At 65.0% G+C, this 17,936-nt stretch carries 18 protein-coding genes and 1 pseudogene; 14 read left to right on the forward strand and 5 right to left on the reverse strand.

The features are described 5' to 3' along the window. Nucleotides 1-9: 9 nt before the first annotated feature. From K408_RS0121040 to K408_RS0121080, 9 genes and pseudogenes are all read left to right on the forward strand, one after another. Nucleotides 10-1,665 carry a nitrite/sulfite reductase gene (locus tag K408_RS0121040; protein WP_024340510.1) on the forward strand — a complete coding sequence of 552 codons (1,656 nt, stop codon included), beginning with the start codon at nucleotides 10-12 and terminating at the stop codon, nucleotides 1,663-1,665. After that, a complete protein-coding gene (locus K408_RS0121045; RefSeq protein ID WP_024340509.1) occupies nucleotides 1,652-2,167 on the forward strand; it encodes a DUF934 domain-containing protein in 516 nt (171 codons plus the stop codon). The genes K408_RS0121040 and K408_RS0121045 overlap by 14 nt, the downstream gene beginning before the upstream one ends. Next, the gene (locus tag K408_RS0121050) at nucleotides 2,164-2,889 is read left to right on the forward strand and encodes a phosphoadenylyl-sulfate reductase (RefSeq protein ID WP_024340508.1); all 726 of its coding nucleotides are present in this window, start codon (nucleotides 2,164-2,166) and stop codon (nucleotides 2,887-2,889) included. Before K408_RS0121045 ends, K408_RS0121050 begins: the two co-directional genes overlap by 4 nt. Before the next feature lie 95 nt (nucleotides 2,890-2,984). Then, nucleotides 2,985-3,188, forward strand: a complete 204-nt coding sequence (locus K408_RS0121055; RefSeq protein WP_024340507.1) for a hypothetical protein — start codon at nucleotides 2,985-2,987, stop codon at nucleotides 3,186-3,188. Between the two features lie 219 nt (nucleotides 3,189-3,407). Then, a pseudogene (cysW, locus tag K408_RS41180) lies at nucleotides 3,408-3,611 on the forward strand (sulfate/thiosulfate ABC transporter permease CysW); the annotation flags it as partial. Next, a complete protein-coding gene (locus tag K408_RS0121065) occupies nucleotides 3,601-4,635 on the forward strand; it encodes a sulfate/molybdate ABC transporter ATP-binding protein (RefSeq protein WP_024340506.1) in 1,035 nt (344 codons plus the stop codon). The pseudogene cysW and the gene K408_RS0121065, both read left to right, overlap by 11 nt. 180 nt (nucleotides 4,636-4,815) lie before the next feature. Further along, the gene (locus K408_RS0121070) at nucleotides 4,816-5,319 is read left to right on the forward strand and encodes a CAP domain-containing protein (protein ID WP_024340505.1); all 504 of its coding nucleotides are present in this window, start codon (nucleotides 4,816-4,818) and stop codon (nucleotides 5,317-5,319) included. A gap of 77 nt (nucleotides 5,320-5,396) precedes the next feature. After that, on the forward strand, nucleotides 5,397-6,572 hold the full coding sequence (locus K408_RS0121075) for a DUF3734 domain-containing protein (RefSeq protein WP_024340504.1): 1,176 nt from the start codon (nucleotides 5,397-5,399) through the stop codon (nucleotides 6,570-6,572). A gap of 1 nt (nucleotide 6,573) precedes the next feature. After that, a complete protein-coding gene (locus tag K408_RS0121080) occupies nucleotides 6,574-7,362 on the forward strand; it encodes a 3-hydroxybutyrate dehydrogenase (protein ID WP_024340503.1) in 789 nt (262 codons plus the stop codon). Between the two features lie 148 nt (nucleotides 7,363-7,510). On the opposite strand, the gene K408_RS0121085 is transcribed toward K408_RS0121080, so the two are convergent. The 3 genes from K408_RS0121085 to K408_RS0121095 form a co-directional block, all read right to left on the reverse strand. Continuing rightward, nucleotides 7,511-8,335 carry a sulfite exporter TauE/SafE family protein gene (locus K408_RS0121085; RefSeq protein ID WP_024340502.1) on the reverse strand — a complete coding sequence of 275 codons (825 nt, stop codon included), beginning with the start codon at nucleotides 8,333-8,335 and terminating at the stop codon, nucleotides 7,511-7,513. Between the two features lie 185 nt (nucleotides 8,336-8,520). After that, nucleotides 8,521-9,888: a flippase gene (locus tag K408_RS0121090; RefSeq protein ID WP_024340501.1), complete on the reverse strand. Its 1,368-nt coding sequence runs from the start codon at nucleotides 9,886-9,888 to the stop codon at nucleotides 8,521-8,523. Between the two features lie 124 nt (nucleotides 9,889-10,012). Beyond that, on the reverse strand, nucleotides 10,013-10,852 hold the full coding sequence (locus K408_RS0121095; protein ID WP_024340500.1) for a protein-disulfide reductase DsbD domain-containing protein: 840 nt from the start codon (nucleotides 10,850-10,852) through the stop codon (nucleotides 10,013-10,015). Between the two features lie 142 nt (nucleotides 10,853-10,994). Here K408_RS0121095 and K408_RS0121100 point away from each other — a divergent pair, with 142 nt between their 5' ends. Then, nucleotides 10,995-11,639, forward strand: a complete 645-nt coding sequence (locus K408_RS0121100; RefSeq protein WP_024340499.1) for a YqgE/AlgH family protein — start codon at nucleotides 10,995-10,997, stop codon at nucleotides 11,637-11,639. A gap of 143 nt (nucleotides 11,640-11,782) precedes the next feature. On the opposite strand, the gene K408_RS0121105 is transcribed toward K408_RS0121100, so the two are convergent. Then, nucleotides 11,783-12,670 (reverse strand): TauD/TfdA dioxygenase family protein, encoded by an 888-nt coding sequence (locus tag K408_RS0121105; RefSeq protein WP_024340498.1) that lies wholly within the window; start codon nucleotides 12,668-12,670, stop codon nucleotides 11,783-11,785. 209 nt (nucleotides 12,671-12,879) lie between these two features. On the opposite strand from K408_RS0121105, the gene K408_RS42185 reads away from it, so the two are divergent. After that, entirely contained in the window at nucleotides 12,880-13,053 is a 174-nt protein-coding gene (locus K408_RS42185; protein ID WP_162250045.1) for a hypothetical protein, read from the forward strand. 97 nt (nucleotides 13,054-13,150) lie between these two features. On the opposite strand, the gene xseA is transcribed toward K408_RS42185, so the two are convergent. Then, nucleotides 13,151-14,773, reverse strand: a complete 1,623-nt coding sequence (gene xseA / locus K408_RS0121115; RefSeq protein ID WP_024340497.1) for an exodeoxyribonuclease VII large subunit — start codon at nucleotides 14,771-14,773, stop codon at nucleotides 13,151-13,153. Between the two features lie 172 nt (nucleotides 14,774-14,945). On the opposite strand from xseA, the gene K408_RS0121120 reads away from it, so the two are divergent. The 3 genes from K408_RS0121120 to K408_RS0121130 all read left to right on the forward strand — a co-directional run bounded on the left by K408_RS0121120 (nucleotide 14,946) and on the right by K408_RS0121130 (nucleotide 17,829). Then, nucleotides 14,946-15,749 carry an acetoacetate decarboxylase family protein gene (locus K408_RS0121120; RefSeq protein WP_200948545.1) on the forward strand — a complete coding sequence of 268 codons (804 nt, stop codon included), beginning with the start codon at nucleotides 14,946-14,948 and terminating at the stop codon, nucleotides 15,747-15,749. 83 nt (nucleotides 15,750-15,832) lie between these two features. After that, nucleotides 15,833-17,074 carry an ABC transporter substrate-binding protein gene (locus K408_RS0121125; protein WP_051160694.1) on the forward strand — a complete coding sequence of 414 codons (1,242 nt, stop codon included), beginning with the start codon at nucleotides 15,833-15,835 and terminating at the stop codon, nucleotides 17,072-17,074. After that, a complete protein-coding gene (locus K408_RS0121130) occupies nucleotides 17,071-17,829 on the forward strand; it encodes an SDR family NAD(P)-dependent oxidoreductase (RefSeq protein ID WP_024340494.1) in 759 nt (252 codons plus the stop codon). Before K408_RS0121125 ends, K408_RS0121130 begins: the two co-directional genes overlap by 4 nt. The last annotated feature ends 107 nt before the right edge of the window (nucleotides 17,830-17,936 follow it).

Here is a 17,936-nt window from a genome sequence, read left to right on the forward strand (position 1 = left end):
CACGCACTCATGTATGCTTACGACGAAATCGACCGCACGCTCGTCAACGAGCGCGTCTCGGAGTTCCGCGACCAGGTGAAGCGGCGCCTCTCCGGCGAACTCACCGAGGACGAGTTCAAGATCCTGCGGCTTCAGAACGGCGTGTATCTGCAGCTGCACGCCTACATGTTCCGCGTCGCGATCCCCTACGGCACGCTGGCGACCAACCAGCTGCGGGCGCTCGCCCACGTCGCGCGCAAATACGACCGCGGCTACGGCCATTTCACCACGCGGCAAAACATCCAGTTCAACTGGATCAAGCTCGCCGAGCTGCCGGACGCGCTCGAAGACCTTGCCAAGGTCGGCATCCATGCGATGCAGACCTCCGGCAACAACATGCGCAACGTCACCTCGGACCAGTGGGCCGGCGTCGCGCCCGGCGAGATCGAGGATCCCCGCATCTGGTCGGAGCTGATCCGCCAGCACACCACGCTGCATCCGGAATTCTCGTTCCTGCCGCGCAAGTTCAAGATTGCGATCACCGCCTCGGATCACGACCGCGCCGCGATCAAGATCCACGACATCGGCCTGCGCCTGATCAGGAACGAGAAGGGGGAGACCGGCTTCGAGGTACTGGTCGGCGGCGGTCTCGGCCGCACGCCCTTCATCGCCAAGACCATCAAGCACTTCGTGCACGGACGCGACATCCTCAGCTACATCGAGGCGATCTTGCGCGTCTACAATCAGTACGGCCGCCGCGACAACATCTACAAGGCGCGCATCAAGATCCTTGTGCACGAGCTCGGCATCGAGAAGTTCTCGCGCGAGGTCGAGGAGGAGTGGCAGCAGATCCGCAACTCCTCGCTCCAGATCGACGACGAGGTGATCGAGGACATCCGCTCGCGCTTCACCTATCCCGCCTACGAGAAGCTGCCGCACATGCCCGACGAGCTGCGCCAGGCCGCGGCCGATCCGGATTTCGAGGCGTGGCGCAAGAACTCGGTCGCACCGCACAAGGTGCAGGGCTATTCCATCGTCACGATCTCGCTGAAGCCGACCGGCGGCCCTCCGGGCGATGCCACCGCCAAGCAGATGGACGCGCTCGCCGATCTCGCCGACCAATATTCCTTCGGCGAGATTCGCGTCGGCCACGAGCAGAACCTGGCGCTGCCGCATGTGGCCAAGCGCGATCTGCCGGCGCTGTGGAAGGCGCTCGACAAGCTCGGGCTCGCGACGCCGAACGTCAATCTGATCACCGACATCATCGCCTGCCCGGGGCTCGATTATTGCTCGCTGGCGAATGCCCGCTCGATCCCGATCGCGCAGGAGCTGACGCGGCGCTTCGCCAATCACGAGCTCGCCAACCTCATCGGCCGGCTCCACATCAACATCTCCGGCTGCATCAATGCCTGCGGCCATCACCATGTCGGCCACATCGGCATTCTCGGCGTCGAGAAGAACGGCGAGGAAGTCTACCAGATCACGATCGGCGGCCGCGCCGACGAGAACGCCACGCTCGGGACCCTGATCGGCCCCGGCGTCAAGTTCGACGAAGTCGCCGATGTCGTCGAAGACGTCGTGGAAGCCTATCTGGCGCTGCGTGAGCGGCCGGAGGAGCTGTTCATGGATACGGTCAAGCGCCTCGGCGTCGAACCCTTCAAGGAGCGTGTCTATGCCACTCGTTAGCGGCGGAAAGATCACGGGCGACGGCTTCGTCAAGCTCGCCGTCGACACCCCGCTGCCCGAGGGCGGCGACATCCTGGTGCCGGCCGAGCGGTTTCTCGCTGAGGCCGACGCGCTGCTCGAGCGTTCGGGCAAGGTTGGCGTGATCTGGCCGAACAATCGTGACATCGCTGAGCTGGTGCCGTATCTCGGCAAGGTCGCCGCCGTCGCGCTGGTGTTTCCGACGTTCCGGGACGGGCGCGCCTACAGCCAGGCGAGGCTGCTCCGCGAGCGCTACAATTACCGCGGCGAGTTGCGCGCCACCGGCCAGGTGCTGCGCGACCAGTTCGTGTTCATGCTGCGCGCCGGGTTCGATGCCTTCGAGGTGAAGAAGCAGGCTGATGCCGAGGCCTTCATGCAGACGGCCAAGCGCTATTCGGTGTTCTACCAGCCGACCGGCGACGGCCGCATCACGGCGCTGCACCGGCGCATGCAGCTGCGTCATTCTGAAGGTGTCGGCACGTGAATGCGGTCGCGCCTCAGGTTTCAGCAGTCTCTTCGTTGCCCTCGGCGGACGAGCTCGATCGCGCCTTGCGCGATGCCTCGCCAGCGGAGATCGTTGCGGCGGCGCTGAAGACGGTCGGGCGCGACAAGCTCGCGCTGGTGTCGTCCTTCGGCACGGAATCGGCGACGCTCCTCAAGGTCATGGCAGACGTCGATGCTGCGATTCCGGTGATCTTTCTCGACACCGGCTGGTTGTTTGAGGAGACGCTGGCTTATCGCGATACGCTGATCGCCACGCTGGGCCTCAAGGATGTCCGCTCGGTCAAGCCGGCCGAGGAGGTGCTGTCGCTCGACGATCCCGACCGCGATCTCTGGTTCTCCGATCCCGACGCCTGTTGCCGCATTCGCAAGGTCGAGCCGCTGGCGCGCGCGCTGCAGCCGTTCTCGGCCTGGATCAACGGCCGCAAGCGTTTCCAGGGCAATGCGCGCGCCGAGATTCCGGTCGTCGAGGACGATGGCGTGCGCTTGAAGTTCAATCCCTTCGCCAATGTTTCGCGCCAGGAGATCGAGGCGATCTTCGTCCGCGCCAGGCTGCCGAGGCATCCTCTGGTTGCTTCAGGATTCCTGTCGGTTGGGTGCATGCCTTGCACCAGCAGAACGACCGAGGGTGAGGATGCGCGCGCTGGTCGCTGGCGCGGCCGAGCCAAGACAGAATGCGGCATTCACACGATGAAGGCTTCGTAGCACCGTCACGAGGCTTCGACCGCCCATCGGAAGGAGACAGGCAAGAGCGTCGGGATCAGGCCGTCGCATGGCGATAGCGTTCGCAGGCGCGCGCGGTGATCGATGGATGGCAGGCCGATGTGCTGACGCTTACGCTGGCCTGTGGGATCGACGCCATCGCGCGCAAGGGTCTCACCACGACCGATTGGCAGAAGCGCCTGCGCAGAATTCGTCGCCCTATCCGTGGCACTGCGTCGATCGATCCTCGCCGAGCCCCCGTCACCATCGTCGACGAGGTTGTCGACAGAAAAGCAGCCTGAACGCGGCTGACCCTTGCTTGCGGTATTGGTATACTAAGGGGCGCGAGCGGTCGCGGCGCGCACTTTCTATCGTTCCAGCGACGCCAAGATTGCGAGGAAAGCACGAGAGCATCTTCGCGAAGATCGAGCTGTTCGGGACGTCTTCGGCGGTTGGACCAAGGCGCAGAAGGAGCATTTCGCCCATGGCGGCGACTTTGATCAGATCTACAAGACTGATCGGGCGTCGTCGAAGGCGTCTCCCGCCATGTTCGTGGCGAGACCAATAGGATGCCGCTGCTGGTCGAGATCCTCTACAACGAGTATCAGTTCGCCGCCGCCTTTGCGATCGCCTCGCTGCTGGCGATGCTGGCGCCGATCACGCTGATCGCGAAGGCCGTTCTCGAACGCCATCTGGACGAAGGACAGGACGCAAGTGACCATTGAAGTCAGAAATCTCGTCAAGACTTTCGGCAGCTTCAAAGCGCTTGACGGCATCGATCTCAAGGTCGACAGCGGCGAGCTGGTGGCGCTGCTTGGTCCGTCCGGCTCCGGAAAGACCACGTTGCTGCGGATCGTCGCCGGCCTCGACTGGCCCGATTCAGGCGAGGTCTTCATCAATGGCGAGGACGCACTGGCCCAGGGCGCGCGCGAGCGGCACGTCGGCTTCGTGTTCCAGCACTACGCGCTGTTCCGCCACATGACGGTGTTCGAGAACGTCGCCTTCGGTCTGCGCGTGCAGCCGCGCGCGGTCCGCAAGGACGAGGCCGCGATCCGGACCCGGGTCAAGGAGCTGCTCGATCTCGTGCAGCTCGACTGGCTCGCCGACCGCTATCCGAGCCAGCTTTCCGGTGGCCAGCGCCAGCGCATCGCGCTCGCCCGCGCGCTCGCGATCGAGCCGCGCATCCTGCTGCTCGACGAGCCGTTCGGCGCGCTCGATGCCAAGGTGCGGAAAGAGCTCCGCGAATGGCTGCGCTCCCTGCATCACGAAATCCACGTGACCTCGATCTTCGTCACCCATGATCAGGAGGAGGCGCTCGAAGTCGCCAACCGTGTCGTCGTGATGGACAAGGGCAGGATCGAGCAGATCGGCTCGCCCGGCGATGTCTATGAATATCCGGCGACCGCCTTCGTCCACGGCTTCATCGGCGAGTCCATCGAGCTGCCGGTCCAGGTCGAGGGCGGTGCTGTCAGGCTCGGTGGCCGGCCGCTTCGGCTCGCAGCCGAAGGGCTTGCGCCTGGCGCGTCGAAGCTGTTCGTCCGGCGACACGACATGCTGATCGGCCCGCCCGGCAGCGGCGCGTTCGAGGGCGCTGTTCGGCATGTCCGCAATTTCGGCCCCGTACAGCGCGCCGAGGTCGCGCTGTCGGGCGGCGAGACCATCGAGATCGACGCCCCCCGCGACAAGGAGCTGCGCGTCGGCGACATGATCGGCTTGGAGCCCCGCCGCTACCGGATATTTGCGGGCTGAGGCGCCCGGTCATTCCGGGGCGATGCGGAGCATCGAACCCGGAATCGCGAGATCGTCGCGCGAGATTCCGGGCTCGCGCTGAGGCGCGCGTGGGGAATAACGGCTCAATTTTTCCTCAAAATTCACCTTTCAGCCACGGTTGGTATGCAACAACGGCCCCTCATTTGGGGGTCTCGATTCATGCGCGCTGCGGCCGCAATTCTCATCACTTTGCTGCTCGCCGGTTGTGCCGGCAATGAGACACCGGTCCAGCAGCCGTCCATGTACACCGACATGGCGGTCCCGGGCTCCAAGCTCGATGTGCAAGCGGCAGCGGTGATGATCTCGCAATACCGCCAGAACAACGGGCTCGGCACGGTCGTGATCGACCCCGATCTGACGCGGCTCGCCGAATCGCAGTCCAATGCGATGGCGGCGGCCAACAAGATGGACCACGATGTCCGCGCGCCGCTGGCCAGGCGCCTGGCCGCCGGCGGCTATCCCGCGACCGTGGCCGTCGAGAACATCTCCGCAGGCTATCATACGCTGGCGGAGGCGTTTTCCGGCTGGCGCGATTCGCCTCCGCACCGCGCCAACATGCTCAAGAACGGTGTCACAAAATTGGGCATCGCGGCGAGCTATGCTCCCGGCACCAAATACAAGGTGTTCTGGACCATGATCCTGGCCTCGACGGAGCCGCGATAAGCCAGACTTGATTTGGGGTGCATTGACGCCACGGCGGAGTGTCGCCACGTTGACCGGGCCTCTGCTATTGTTCCAGCATGACCGATCATAGTCCGGAAATCGCAACAATCCCCACGAATGCGCAACGCGTCCTGGTCCTCCAGGGCGGCGGTGCGCTCGGCTCCTACCAGGCCGGCGCCCTTCAGGCGCTGTGCGGCTACGGCTTCGAGCCCGAATGGGTCGCGGGCATCTCCATCGGTGCGGTCAACGCCGCCATCATCGCCGGCAATGAGGGCCAGACGCGCGTCAAGCGGCTCAAGGAATTCTGGGAGATGGTGTCGGCGCCGGTGCCGTGGAAGCCTCTCGGCAAGAGCGATCAAAGCCGCGAGCTTTTCAATTCGACCAGTGCAGCGCTGATCGCGACCTTCGGCGTGCCCGGGTTCTTCACGCCGCGCATTCCGCCGGCGCCGCTGTGGCCGCCGGGGCACCCCGAAGCACAAAGCTATTACGACACCTCGCCGCTCAAGAAGACGCTGGAAGGTCTGGTCGATTTCGACCGCATCAACGATCTGAAGACGCGACTATCGGTGGGAGCGGTCGGCGTCACCTCGGGCAATTTCAGATATTTCGACAATTTCGAGTTCAAGAAGCTCGGCAAGATCATCGGTCCCGAGCACATCATGGCCTCGGGAGCGCTGCCGCCGGGCTTTCCTTCGGTGATCATCGACGGTGAGCATTATTGGGATGGCGGCATCGCCTCCAACACCCCGCTCGACTACGTGCTCGATACCGAGCTCGAGCGCGACATGCTGATCTTCCAGGTCGATTTGTTTTCCGCCCGCGGCGATCTGCCGACCTCGCTGCTGGAGGCCGCCGAGCGCGAGAAGGACATCCGCTATTCGAGCCGCACGCGGATGAACACCGACAAGAACAAGCAGTTGCATAACGCCCGCAGGGCCGTGCGCGACCTCATCAGCAAATTGCCGGATGACCTGAAGAACGATCCTTCGGTCGAATTCCTGGCGAAAGTGTCGCGCGAAAGCACCGTCACGGTGGTGCACCTGATCTACCGCAGCAAGAACTACGAATCCTCGTCCAAGGATTACGACTTCTCGCATGTCGCCATGGTCGAGCATTGGGAAGCCGGCGTGCGCGACGTGCATCTGTCGATGCGCCACAAGGACTGGCTCGAGCGGCCGCAGTCCGGCGAGACCATGGTGACCTACGATCTCACGGGGGACGTCACCGCGCCCCCGGCAAAAAGGAGCGAATAGAATGGGTAGTCTGTCAGGCAAGAACGCCGTCGTGACCGGATCGACCAGCGGCATCGGGCTCGCCTATGCGCGTGCGTTCGCCGGCGCCGGTGCCAACGTCGTCATCAACGGCTTCGGCGCGCCGGAAGATATCGAGAAGGAGCGCGCCAAGATCGAGTCCGAATTCGGCGTGAAGGCGATCTACTCGCCCGCCGACATGACCAAGCCCGCCGAGATCGCCGGCATGATCGCGCTCGGCGAGAAGACGTTCGGCTCGGTCGATATCCTCGTCAACAATGCCGGCATCCAGTTCGTCTCGCCGATCGAGGAGTTCCCTCTGGAAAAGTGGGACCAGATCATCGCGATCAACCTGTCCTCGGCCTTTCACGGCATCCGTGCCGCCGTCCCCGGCATGAAGAAGAGGGGCTGGGGCCGCATCATCAACACGGCCTCCGCGCATTCGCTGGTCGCTTCGCCCTTCAAGTCGGCCTACGTCTCGGCCAAGCACGGCATCGCCGGACTCACCAAGACCGTGGCGCTGGAAGTTGCCACGCACAAGATCACCTGCAACTGCATCAGCCCCGGCTACGTCTGGACGCCGCTGGTCGAGAAGCAGATTCCCGACACCATGAAGGCGCGCAACCTGACACGCGAGCAGGTCATCAACGACGTGCTGCTCGATGCGCAGCCGACGAAGGAGTTCGTCACCTCCGAGCAGGTCGCCGCGCTGGCGCTGTTCCTCTGCAGCGACGATGCTGCGCAGATCACCGGCTCCAATCTCTCCATCGACGGCGGCTGGACGGCGGCGTAGGTCGCGCCGGTTCAGCTGGCTCGCTGCCATGCCCCGGCTTGACGGGGCATCCGGTACGCCGCGGCTTATCGATGCGATCACAGCTTGCCGGGGTACCGGATCGCCCGGTCAAGCCGGGCGATGGCCGTGAGAGTGTGGGGTCTTTGGTCTAATGCGTCCAGGCCAGCGCCGTCACGAAGACCGTCGACAAATTCAGTTCCGCAAACACGATCTTGCCTGTGACCGCGAACAGCACGCAGGCAAGTGTCAGTCGCAGCAAGGTTTCAGGCACGCGCGTTGCGCTGTAGCTGCCGATAACGATGCCGGGCAGCGAGCCCAAAAGCAGCACGCCCATCAGCGCCCAGTCGACGTCGCCGAGCGCCCAATGTCCGATGCCGGCGACCAGCGTCAGCGGCACGGCGTGTGCAATATCGGAGCCGACGATGGTCGCCATCGGCAGGCGCGGGTAAAGCAGCAGCAGCACCGTGACGCCGACCGCGCCGGCACCGACCGAAGAGATCGACACCAGCACGCCCAGCACAATGCCGGTGGCGACGGTCGCAATCGCGGTGGCGCGCGCGTCGACCTGCTCGAGCCGACGACGATAGCGCTCCATGAGCGACTTGCGGAAGATCAGCGAAGTCGCGGTCAGCAGCAGCGCGAAGCACAGCACCAGATTGACCATGCTGCGCTCGGCATCGCTCTTGAGATCGAGCTTCCACAGCACCAGCAGCGTCAGCGCGCTCGCCGGAATGCTTCCGCAGGCGAGTCGCAGCACGGCCGGCCAGTGCACGCTGCGCGACCAGCCATGCACCACGCTGCCGGCAGTCTTGGTGGCGGCGGCATAGAGCAGGTCGGTTCCGACCGCGGTGGAGGGATGAACGCCGAACAACAGGATCAGGAGCGGCGTCATCAACGAGCCGCCGCCTACGCCCGTCATGCCGACGAGCAGACCGACACCGAAACCAGAGGCGACGTAGAGTGGATCGAACATGTAAGGGCGAATCTTAGGTTGATCTCGTCGACGGGGCAATACGACCTAAGATAAACTTTCCCCAGTACGCAACCGCTTGGGCCAAATAAGAAAAATCATGCTGCAGGCAAAAAAGGCCGTAGTCGATTTACCCTGCTCGCCGGCCGCTTGCGAAGACACTGCTTCCCATCGGGCAGCGGCGTTGTCTATTTTCCAAACGCCAGCACATGCAGGCCGAGGCGCTGCCGCACGATCCAGAACAACAGCACCGTCTCGAAGGTGAGTGAGATCGAGGTTGCGGCCGCGGCGCCGTGGCCGCCGTAGTGCGGTACCAGCGCGATGCAGAGCACCAGGTTCATGAGGAAGGCCAGCGCGTAGGCCAGCGCGCAGATCTTCTGCTGGCCCAGCATGTTGAGCAGCCGCTCGACCGGGCCGATCGCAGAGCGCACCACGAGGCCGATTGCGGCGACGAACATGATGTCGTAGCCGACCGTGAACTGCGGACCGAACAGCCAGAGCAGCGGCTTGCCGAGCCCCAGCAGCACGATGGTCGCCGCCAGCGACGGCCAGAACGTCCAATTGATGGCGTGCGCGACGTAAGCCGACAGCCGCGCCTTGTCGCCGCTCGCGTGGTATTCGGCGAAGCGATGCGCCGTCGTCGCCGACATCGCGTAGTGGATGAAGGAGACCAGCGCCAGCGTCTTCACCACGGCGAAATAGACGCCGACCTCCTCGGAGGGACGGAACTGCTGCAGCACCAGCACGTCTGTGTAGGACAGGAGCAGGTAGAAGCTCTCGACCAGCAGGATGGGCAATGAGACGGCGAGCCAGCCGCCGACGTCATAGGCCTTCGGTCCCGGCTCGATGTGATCGGCGAGCTTGCGGTTCAGCACCACCATCTGCCCGGTCATCGCGATCCACACCGCCGCGGCGCTTGCAGCCATCGCGGCGACCGCGCCGAGGTGATAGCCGAGCAGGAAGGCGGAGCCCGTGATGCCGATGATCAATGCCTGACGGATGATGAATTGCGGCATCAGGCCGAGCTGCATCCAGTCGTGCGAGCGCGCAATGCCGTCCTGGGTGTTGGCGACGACGAAGGCCGGCAGTGTCATGCAGCCGATGTAGAGCGGCAGCGCCTCGGCAGGATCCATCCAGGCCGAGAGCAGCTTGACGATGCCGGCGAGGGCCAGCGACACCAGCATGGAAGCGGCAAGGGTCAGCCAGCGGCTGCCGGAGAGGAAGCCGCGCAGCAGCGCGTGCTCACCGCTGGCGCGATACTCCGGAATGATCTTTGGCGCGGACGCAGAGATGCCGAAATCCATCATGCTGCCGAGCAGCAGCACCCAGGTCCAGACATAGACATAGATGCCGTAATCGGACGTGCCCATCCAGCGCGCCAGCAGCACCTGCGAGACATAGGCAAGGCCGGCGCTGATGACGCGGATGATGAAGATGGTGCCGGCCAGCCGCCGCGTCAGCGACGCCTCGTTCGATCCGCCCGTCAGCTTGGCCCGCAGCCGCCCGATCAGCCCGGCCTGTCCGGTCGTTGCAGGTTGTGCATCCATCACGGCCAAGTCGAACAGCCCCCAAAGGCATCCCGCGTGCTGCGGCATGCCTGGGAACTAGCAACCATTCGTTAAGATTCGGTTGGGTCTGCGCCAGCAGCGCCCGGGCGTTGTGCTTCGCCGAGACGACCCCTCACTCCAAGTTCGTATTGAACTCGTATGCCTTGTCCGGCCCGACCAGCGTGAACTTCAACGCGGCCCCGTCCGGCTTGGCGCCGGGCGGCAGCCCGTCGAGCTCGAAAGCAAAGCGCGTCACCCCAGGCGGGCTGTGCTGCACGGGCGCCGGAATCGGTAGCGCCCAATCGGGCGTCGGGCCTTCCACGAACAGATTGACGTTCCGGCGGTCCGGCGTCACCACGTCAACCACCACGTTCCTGGGTCCGTCACGCTTGACGTCGCGGATGGTGAGCGGATTGGGGTCGCCGATATTGGCGGGCTTCGGCACGGTGTCGAGCGCGGCACGCAAGTTCGCATCCTCGGTCGAGGCGACGCTGTTGAAGCCGAGCTCGGCGCTGGCCTCGACCGGAATGCAGAGCTTCTCGCACACCGCGTAACTGATCTCGGCGCGCAGCGTCACGGGCTTGTCGGCCGCCTTGGCGACGATGCGCAAGGGCAGCACGATCTGGTCGCGATAGCCGATCGAATGGCCGCCCGCGCCGTCGTCGAACTTCAGCGGCGCCGGCCACATGACCGTCACCGCCTCGACATTCTCGGACTTCGAGAAGTCGAAGCGCGGCGGAACGCCGGAATCGCCCGGCATGCGCCAGTAGGTCTTCCAGCCGGGCTGGAGCTGGAAGGCGATACCGCCGAGCAGCACCGCCCCGCTGCGCGATCCCGCTAAAAGCCGCACCGCGGAATGTCCGTCGCGCTGCCACGGCGAGGCGTCGTCGGCATGGGCGGCGAAAGCCAGTGACGACGCAAGCAAGATTGTCGCGACGCCAATCGCCGCACGCAGGGGAACTATGCTGGACATGGCACGTCTTTACAGTGTCGCCTTGGGCCAAACCATTGAATTGCTTGTGATGGATGCACTGGAATCAAGTCTGTGCAAGCCTTGATTTGACAGTCGCCCGGCCCGACATCAGGATAGGAATCGAAACCGGAGTGCTTCACCGATGGCTCCCACAGGAAAGAGGACGGGCGAAAGCACCCGCAGTGCGGGCCTCGCGCTTTCCGGCTCGGCCGGCTATCTCGATGGCCGGCTGCTGATCGCGATGCCCGTGATGGGTGACTCCCGCTTCGAGCGCTCGGTCATCTATCTCTGCGCGCATTCCGCCGAGGGAGCGATGGGGATCATCGTGAACCATCCCGCCGGCAGCATCGATTTCCCCGAGCTCCTGCAGCAGCTCGGCATCGTCAAGAAGGGCGAGCACATCAAGCTGCCGGAAAATGCCGAAAGCATGAAGGTGCTGCGCGGCGGCCCGGTCGATACCGGCCGCGGCTTTGTGCTGCATTCCAGTGACTTCTACATCGAGAACGCGACGCTGCGCATCGATGACGGCGTCTGCCTCACCGCGACGGTCGACATCCTGCGCGCGATCGCCAACGGCTCCGGTCCCAAGCACGCCATCCTCGCGCTCGGCTATGCCGGCTGGGCGCCGGGCCAGCTCGAGACCGAGATCCAGAGCAACGGCTGGCTGCATTGCGATGCGGATGCCGACCTGATCTTCGGCGACGACGTCGACGATAAATACACGCGCGCCTTGCAGAAGATCGGCATCGATCCCGGGATGCTCTCCAACGAGGCCGGCCACGCGTAGCTGTCGCTGCCGGCATTGCCAGGAGCGAAGCGACGCAGCAATCCAGAAACCCTCTGCGGAGGCATTCTGGATTGCTTCGCGGAGCCTTTCATCGGGCCGCGCTATGCGCGGACCCGTTGGCGCGCAATGACGGCGTGTGTTGCCTACTCCGCCGCCTGCTGCTGCACCGTCGGCTCGGTCCCCGCCACCGTTGCGCGGCGCATGTCGCGTGGCTGGGACTGGTCGTAGCGGCGGACGCGGTGCATGGTCTGGCGGTTGTCCCACATCACGAGGTCATGCAGCTTCCATTTGTGCACGTAGACGAACTCAGGCTGCGTCGCGTGTTCGTTCAGGTCGCGCAGCAGCAATCGTCCCTCGGGCACGCTCATGCCGACGACCTTGCCGGCATGCGATGACAGATACAGCGACTTGCGGCGGTGGACCGGATGGGTCCGCACCAGGCGTTGCAGCACGGGCTTGAACATCTCCTTCTCTTCGTCGGTGTACTCGGTGAAGCCGAGCGACCCCCGCGAGTACATCAGCGAGTGCTCGCAGACGAGGTCCTCGATCTCCGTCTTGGTCTCGTCGTCGAGCGCGTCATAGGCCGCGCGCATGTCGGCGAACTCGGTGTTGCCGCCCTTCGGGTTCACCACGCGCGCCGACAGCAGCGAGAATTTCGCCGGGATCGGGCGGAACGAGCTGTCGGAATGCCAGAGGCAATTGCCGAGATTGAACAGATGGGTGCGGCTGTCCTTTGCCAGCGGCTTGCCGTCCTTGCCCAGATTGGAGACGTCGTTCAGGCCTGATTGGAGGCGGTAGTCCTTCGCCTTGGTCACCGTGCCGCCGCGCGCGTCCTCGCGCTGGCCGAAATTGAGCGCAAAGGCCATCTGCTGCTCGTCGGTGATGTCCTGGTCATGGAAGACCAGCACCGCATACTTGTCCATCGCGGCTTCGATGTCGCGCGCTTCGTCCGCCGTCAGCGGCTTGCGCAGGTCGAGGCCGGACACCTCGCCGACGAAATGCTTATGGAGTTGCCGGATGGCGATCGTCATGGCGTTTCTCCCGAGAGGTCGCGAGCGGTTGGTCCCGCTCTGTCGACGAAAAAGCTACTCCCGCAACGGGAGTTGTCAACGCTCGCAACGCATGGCAGCCCGTAGTCTGGATGGAGCGCGGCGCAACACCGGATTACATATTCCTCCGGACGGTCGCCCGACGGAGGAGCTGACCGGTTTTCGGCCCGCAACGGCGCCATCATTCGACCATGATGTCGATTGAACGCAGTGACATGCGCAACCGCATCGCTCTCTTCGCTTCCGCACTGATCGCCTTCACCGTCGCGGTCTTCCTGTTCGAAGCCCAGGCCAAAGCTCCGCACCGCGCGCCGGGACATTGCGGTTTCTGGACCACGATCGATGCAGGATTGTCCTGCCGCTGAAGCGCGGCCCGATGACAGGCTCTGCGAAGCAATCCAGAGTCGTTCCGGAGAGATTTCTGGATTGCTTCGTGGCTTTGCGCCTCGCAATGGCGAGGCCTCAGAACAGGCTGCCCTGATCCACCGGCTTGGCCAACCGCTTCGGTGCGGGCTTGGTTTCCTGCGCAGCCGGCTTCGGTTGCGCCGGCGCGCGCTTTGCGGCGGGAGGCGGGCGATCCGCATCCGCCGTCGCGCCGACGCGGCCGTCCGCGAACTCGATCTCGACGCGTGCCCCCGGACCGATCGAGTCCGCGGCATGCACGGGGTGGCCGGCCTCGTCGCGCACCAGTGCAAAGCCGCGCGCGAGCACGCTGCGATAGGACAGCGCGGAAAGCAGCTTGCCGCTGTTCTCGACCCGAGTGTCGAGCCGGTGCAGGAGCGTCGCAAGCGCACGCCCCGCGCGCTCGGCGAGGCGATGCGTGCGCTCGCGCTGGCGGGCGATCGCGTTGCGCTGCGCCTGCGCGTTGGACAGCTTCGAGGCGCGCAGGCGTACCTCCAGCCCGGCAAAGCGATCGCGCCGCTGCCGCAGCAGCGAGCGCGCCGAGAGGCCGAGCCGTTCGCCGCACACGGTGAGGCGGTGATCGGCTTGCGCGATCTGGCCGTGCAGCACCCGCAAGGTCAGCTTGGCGCCGGCGGCCGTGAACCGGCGGAAATGCGCATGCGTGTTGGCCTTGAGGCAGCGGGGCAGGGACGCGCCCGCCGAATCCAGCCGCTGCCTGGGAATGGCGAGCAGATCGGAGGCCGCGGGCAGCGCGCGCGCGGCGGCGCGCAGCTCGCTGCGGCGGCTCTCCTGGGCGCGCTGCCAATAGGCGCGGGTGCGGCGGCCGAGGTCGGCGACCTCGATGAGCAATTCGCTGCGCACGGGAACGGCCATCTCGGCCGCTGCCGTCGGCGTCGGCGCGCGCTTGTCGGCGACGAAATCGATCAGCGTGATGTCGGTCTCGTGCCCGACCGCCGAGATCAGCGGGATCATGCTCTCGGCCGCGGCGCGCACCACGATCTCCTCGTTGAACGACCAGAGATCCTCCAGCGAGCCGCCGCCGCGCGCGACGATCAGCACGTCGGGGCGCGGAATCCTGCCGCCCTCCGGCAGCGCGTTGAAGCCGCGGATCGCCGCCGCGACCTGCTCGGCCGAGCCTTCGCCCTGCACCTTGACCGGCCATACCAGCACGCGGCGGGGGAAGCGGTCCTCAAGCCGATGCAGGATGTCGCGGATCACGGCGCCGGTCGGCGAGGTCACGACGCCGATCACCTCGGGGAGCCAGGGCAGAAGCTGCTTGCGCGCCTCGTCGAACAGGCCTTCGGCGGCGAGCTTCTTCTTGCGCTCCTCCATCAGCGCCATCAGCGCGCCGATGCCGGCCGGCTCCAGCGCCTCGATCACGATCTGGTATTTCGAGGAGCCCGGATAGGTCGTGAGCTTGCCGGTGGCGATGACCTCGAGCCCTTCCTGGGGCTTGAAGCGCATGCGGCCGTGCACGCCCTTCCAGATCACCGCCTCGATCTTGGCGCTCTCGTCCTTGAGCGCGAAATAGCAATGGCCGGAGGAATGGGCGCCGCGAAAGCCGGAAATCTCGCCGCGGACCCGGACATGGCCGAAGGCGTCCTCCACCGTCCGCTTCAAGGACTGGGAGAGCTCGGAGACGGTGAATTCGGGCGCGTTGAGCAGTTGTTCCGCAGGCGGCATCGGCAAACGATTCGGCATTTTGGGGTCGCGCCGGACGTTAAGGATTTTCGTAGGCAAGCGCCAATCGATTCCCATTGGGCGGGAACCCGGCGCGAAGACGCTCACTTGACTCCGGGTTCGTTTCATATATGAAATTACCAAATCATATATGAATTAAGAGGAAGCGGACCCGATGACGGTGGCCACAGATCCCGACGATCCGCGCGCACGCATGTTCGGGGACTATCGGCTCAAGCCGAACAGCGGGGTCAATCCGCCCTATTCGCCGGCCTATCCGGTCGAGTGGGGCTGCACGTTGCGGACCGTCGAGATCATGACCCGCGTGGCGCCGGGTAAGGTCGCGACCCTGCTCGCCGACACGCCGTTCGAGATCGCAAGCGATCGCGTCGCCTTCCGCTTCATGCGTTCGCCTGGCCACTCCCTCGCCGTACACGCCGGCGAGATGTTCGATCTGATGATCTCGGTTCCCGTGCGCTACAAGGGACTGTTCACCGAGACGCACATCTTCATGTATTGCAGCGATCCCATGGGGATCTGCGCCGGGCGCGAAGTGTTCGGCTACACCAAGAAGGATGCGCACTACGCGTTCGACGAGCATCCGGACGGCTCGATCACCGGATGGGTCCGGCGCCGCGGAATTCCGCTCGCCGATTTCGCCTTCACGCCGGATCCGTCCGCGCCCGTGGTCCGGGTCGTCGATGGCGACGAACTGCCGGCGGGTGAGATCCACGTGCGCCGCTTGCCGCACCCCGAGCGGCTCGGCACGGCCTATGCCGACATCGCCTACCGCCGCACGCCGTTGAAATATTCCAGGCCGCTGCCGGGCCGCGCCTCGATGACGCTGCACGCCTGCGCGTACGATCCGATCGCCGAACTCGAGCCGGAGATCCTCGGCGCGCATTTCATGGTGTCGGACGTCTATGGCGGCGGATTCGAGGTCGAGGACCGGCGGCTCATCGAGCGGCTCACTCCCTGAACAATAAGATCAGCCTGCATGCGATGTACGTGCGGGCGGCGAATACCGGGAAGAAACACGCACAAGGCAAGGAGGGCCTCGACATGGCAGGACGATTTCGGGTGAGCCGCCGCCGGCTGCTGGCTGGCGCCGGCGGACTGGCGCTGGGCATGGCAGGGCTCGGTGCGCGGGCGCAGGAGACGAAGCCGCTCCGCATCGGCGTGCTGACCGACATGTCCAGCCTCTATGCCGATGTCACCGGCCCGGGCTCGCTGCTGGCAGCGAAAATGGCGGTCGAGGATTTCCAGGCCTCGGGTCCAAGGATGACCCGGCCGATCGAGATCATCAGCGGCGACCACATGAACAAGGCCGATCTCGGCGCCAACATCGCGCGCGAATGGATCGACCGGCAGAGCGTCGATGTCATCGTCGATGCGCCGAACTCGGCCGTCGCCCTCGCGGTGCGCAACGTCGTGCAGCAGAACAACAAGACGCTGCTGGTGTCGGGCGCCTCATCGTCGGACCTCACCGGCAAGTCCTGCTCGCCCAATCTCGTGCACTGGACCTACGACACCTACGCGCTGTCGTCGGGTGTCGCGCGCGCCGTCGTCGAGAGCGGCGGCAAGAGCTGGTTCCTGCTCACCGCCGATTACGCCTTCGGCCATGCCATGGAAGGCGACATCAGGAACGTCGTGCAGAAATCCAGCGGCAAGGTTCTCGGCGCCGTTCGCACGCCGATCAACACGCAGGACTTCTCCTCCTTCCTGTTGCAGGCCCAGTCGTCGAAGGCGGAGATCATCGCGTTGATCAATGCCGGCGGCGACACCATCAATTCGATCAAGCAGGCGGTCGAATTCGGCATTCCGCAAGGCGGCCAGCGCGTGGTCGCTACGGTGCTGTATCTCAGCGACGTGCATTCGCTCGGCTTGAAGATCGCGCAGGGCCTGCAGTTCACCGAGTCCTTCTACTGGGACCTGAATGACGACACGCGCGCATGGACCAGGCGCTTTGCGCCGCGCAACAACGGCCGCTATCCGACCGCATTGCATGCGGGCGCCTATGCCACGACGCTGCACTACCTCAAGGCCGTCGATGCGCTCGGCGCCTCCGGCGACGGCAAGGCCGTGGTCGAGCAGATGAAGAAGCTGCCGACCGATGATCCCCTGTTCGGCAAGGGCAGCGTGCGCGCCGACGGTCGCAAGCTGCACAACATGTATTTGTTCGAGGTGAAGACGCCCGGCGATTCCAAATATCCCTGGGACTATTACAAGCTGGTCAAGACCATTGCGCCGTCCGAGGCCTGGCGGCCGCTGGCGGATGGCGGCTGCGAGTTCCTGAAGTCGTGAGCGGTGCTGACCGGCCGCCGGTCGCGCTGGTCACCGGCGGCGGGGGCGATATCGGGCGCGCCATTGCGTTGAGGCTGGCGCGGATGAGCGCTGCGGTCGCGATCGTCGACCGCGACGAAGCGGCTGCACGCTCCACGGCGCAACTGGTCGAGGAGGGTGGGGCAAGGGCGCTCGCCATCCGCGCGGATGTCTCGCGCGCGCAGGATACGATCGCCTTCGTCGAGGCGACGGAAGCACGCCTGGGGCCGATCGGCATCTTCGCCAACAATGCGGGCATCGAGGGCGTCGTCGCGCCTCTCCACGAATACCCCGACGAGACGTTCGATCGATTGCTGCAGGTGAACGTCAGGGGCGTGTTTCTCGGCCTCAAGCACGTGATCGCAAGGATGATGCAGCGTGGGACGGGCGCAATCATCAACACGGCATCGACCTCCGCGATCCGCGGGCGTGCAGGGCTCGCCGGCTATGTCGCCTCCAAGCACGCGGTGCTCGGGCTGACACGCACCGCGGCGCTCGATGTGGCCGGGACGAGGATCAGGGTCAACGCCGTTCTGCCCGGACCGGTCGAGTCGCGCATGATCCGGGAACTGGAGGGCCAGGCGCATGACAGCGCCATTGCGTTGCGTCGAAACGTTGCGACAGCGCATGGGCGGCCGCAGGATGTCGCGAACGTCGTTGCCTTTCTCGCCTCCGACGAGGCGGCGCATGTGAATGGTGCCGCCTGGGTCGTGGACGGCGGGATGACGCTGGCCTAGCTCGTTTTCGAGCGAAGTGGGTACCGGTTTGCGCAAAGAAAACGCGTCAAACAAGAATCTGGAGCTTCGGTTCTGATTCAATCAGAACCGAAAATGCTCTAGCGCCT

Source organism: Bradyrhizobium sp. in8p8, from assembly GCF_000426845.1.
GTDB lineage: Bacteria > Pseudomonadota > Alphaproteobacteria > Rhizobiales > Xanthobacteraceae > Bradyrhizobium > Bradyrhizobium japonicum_C.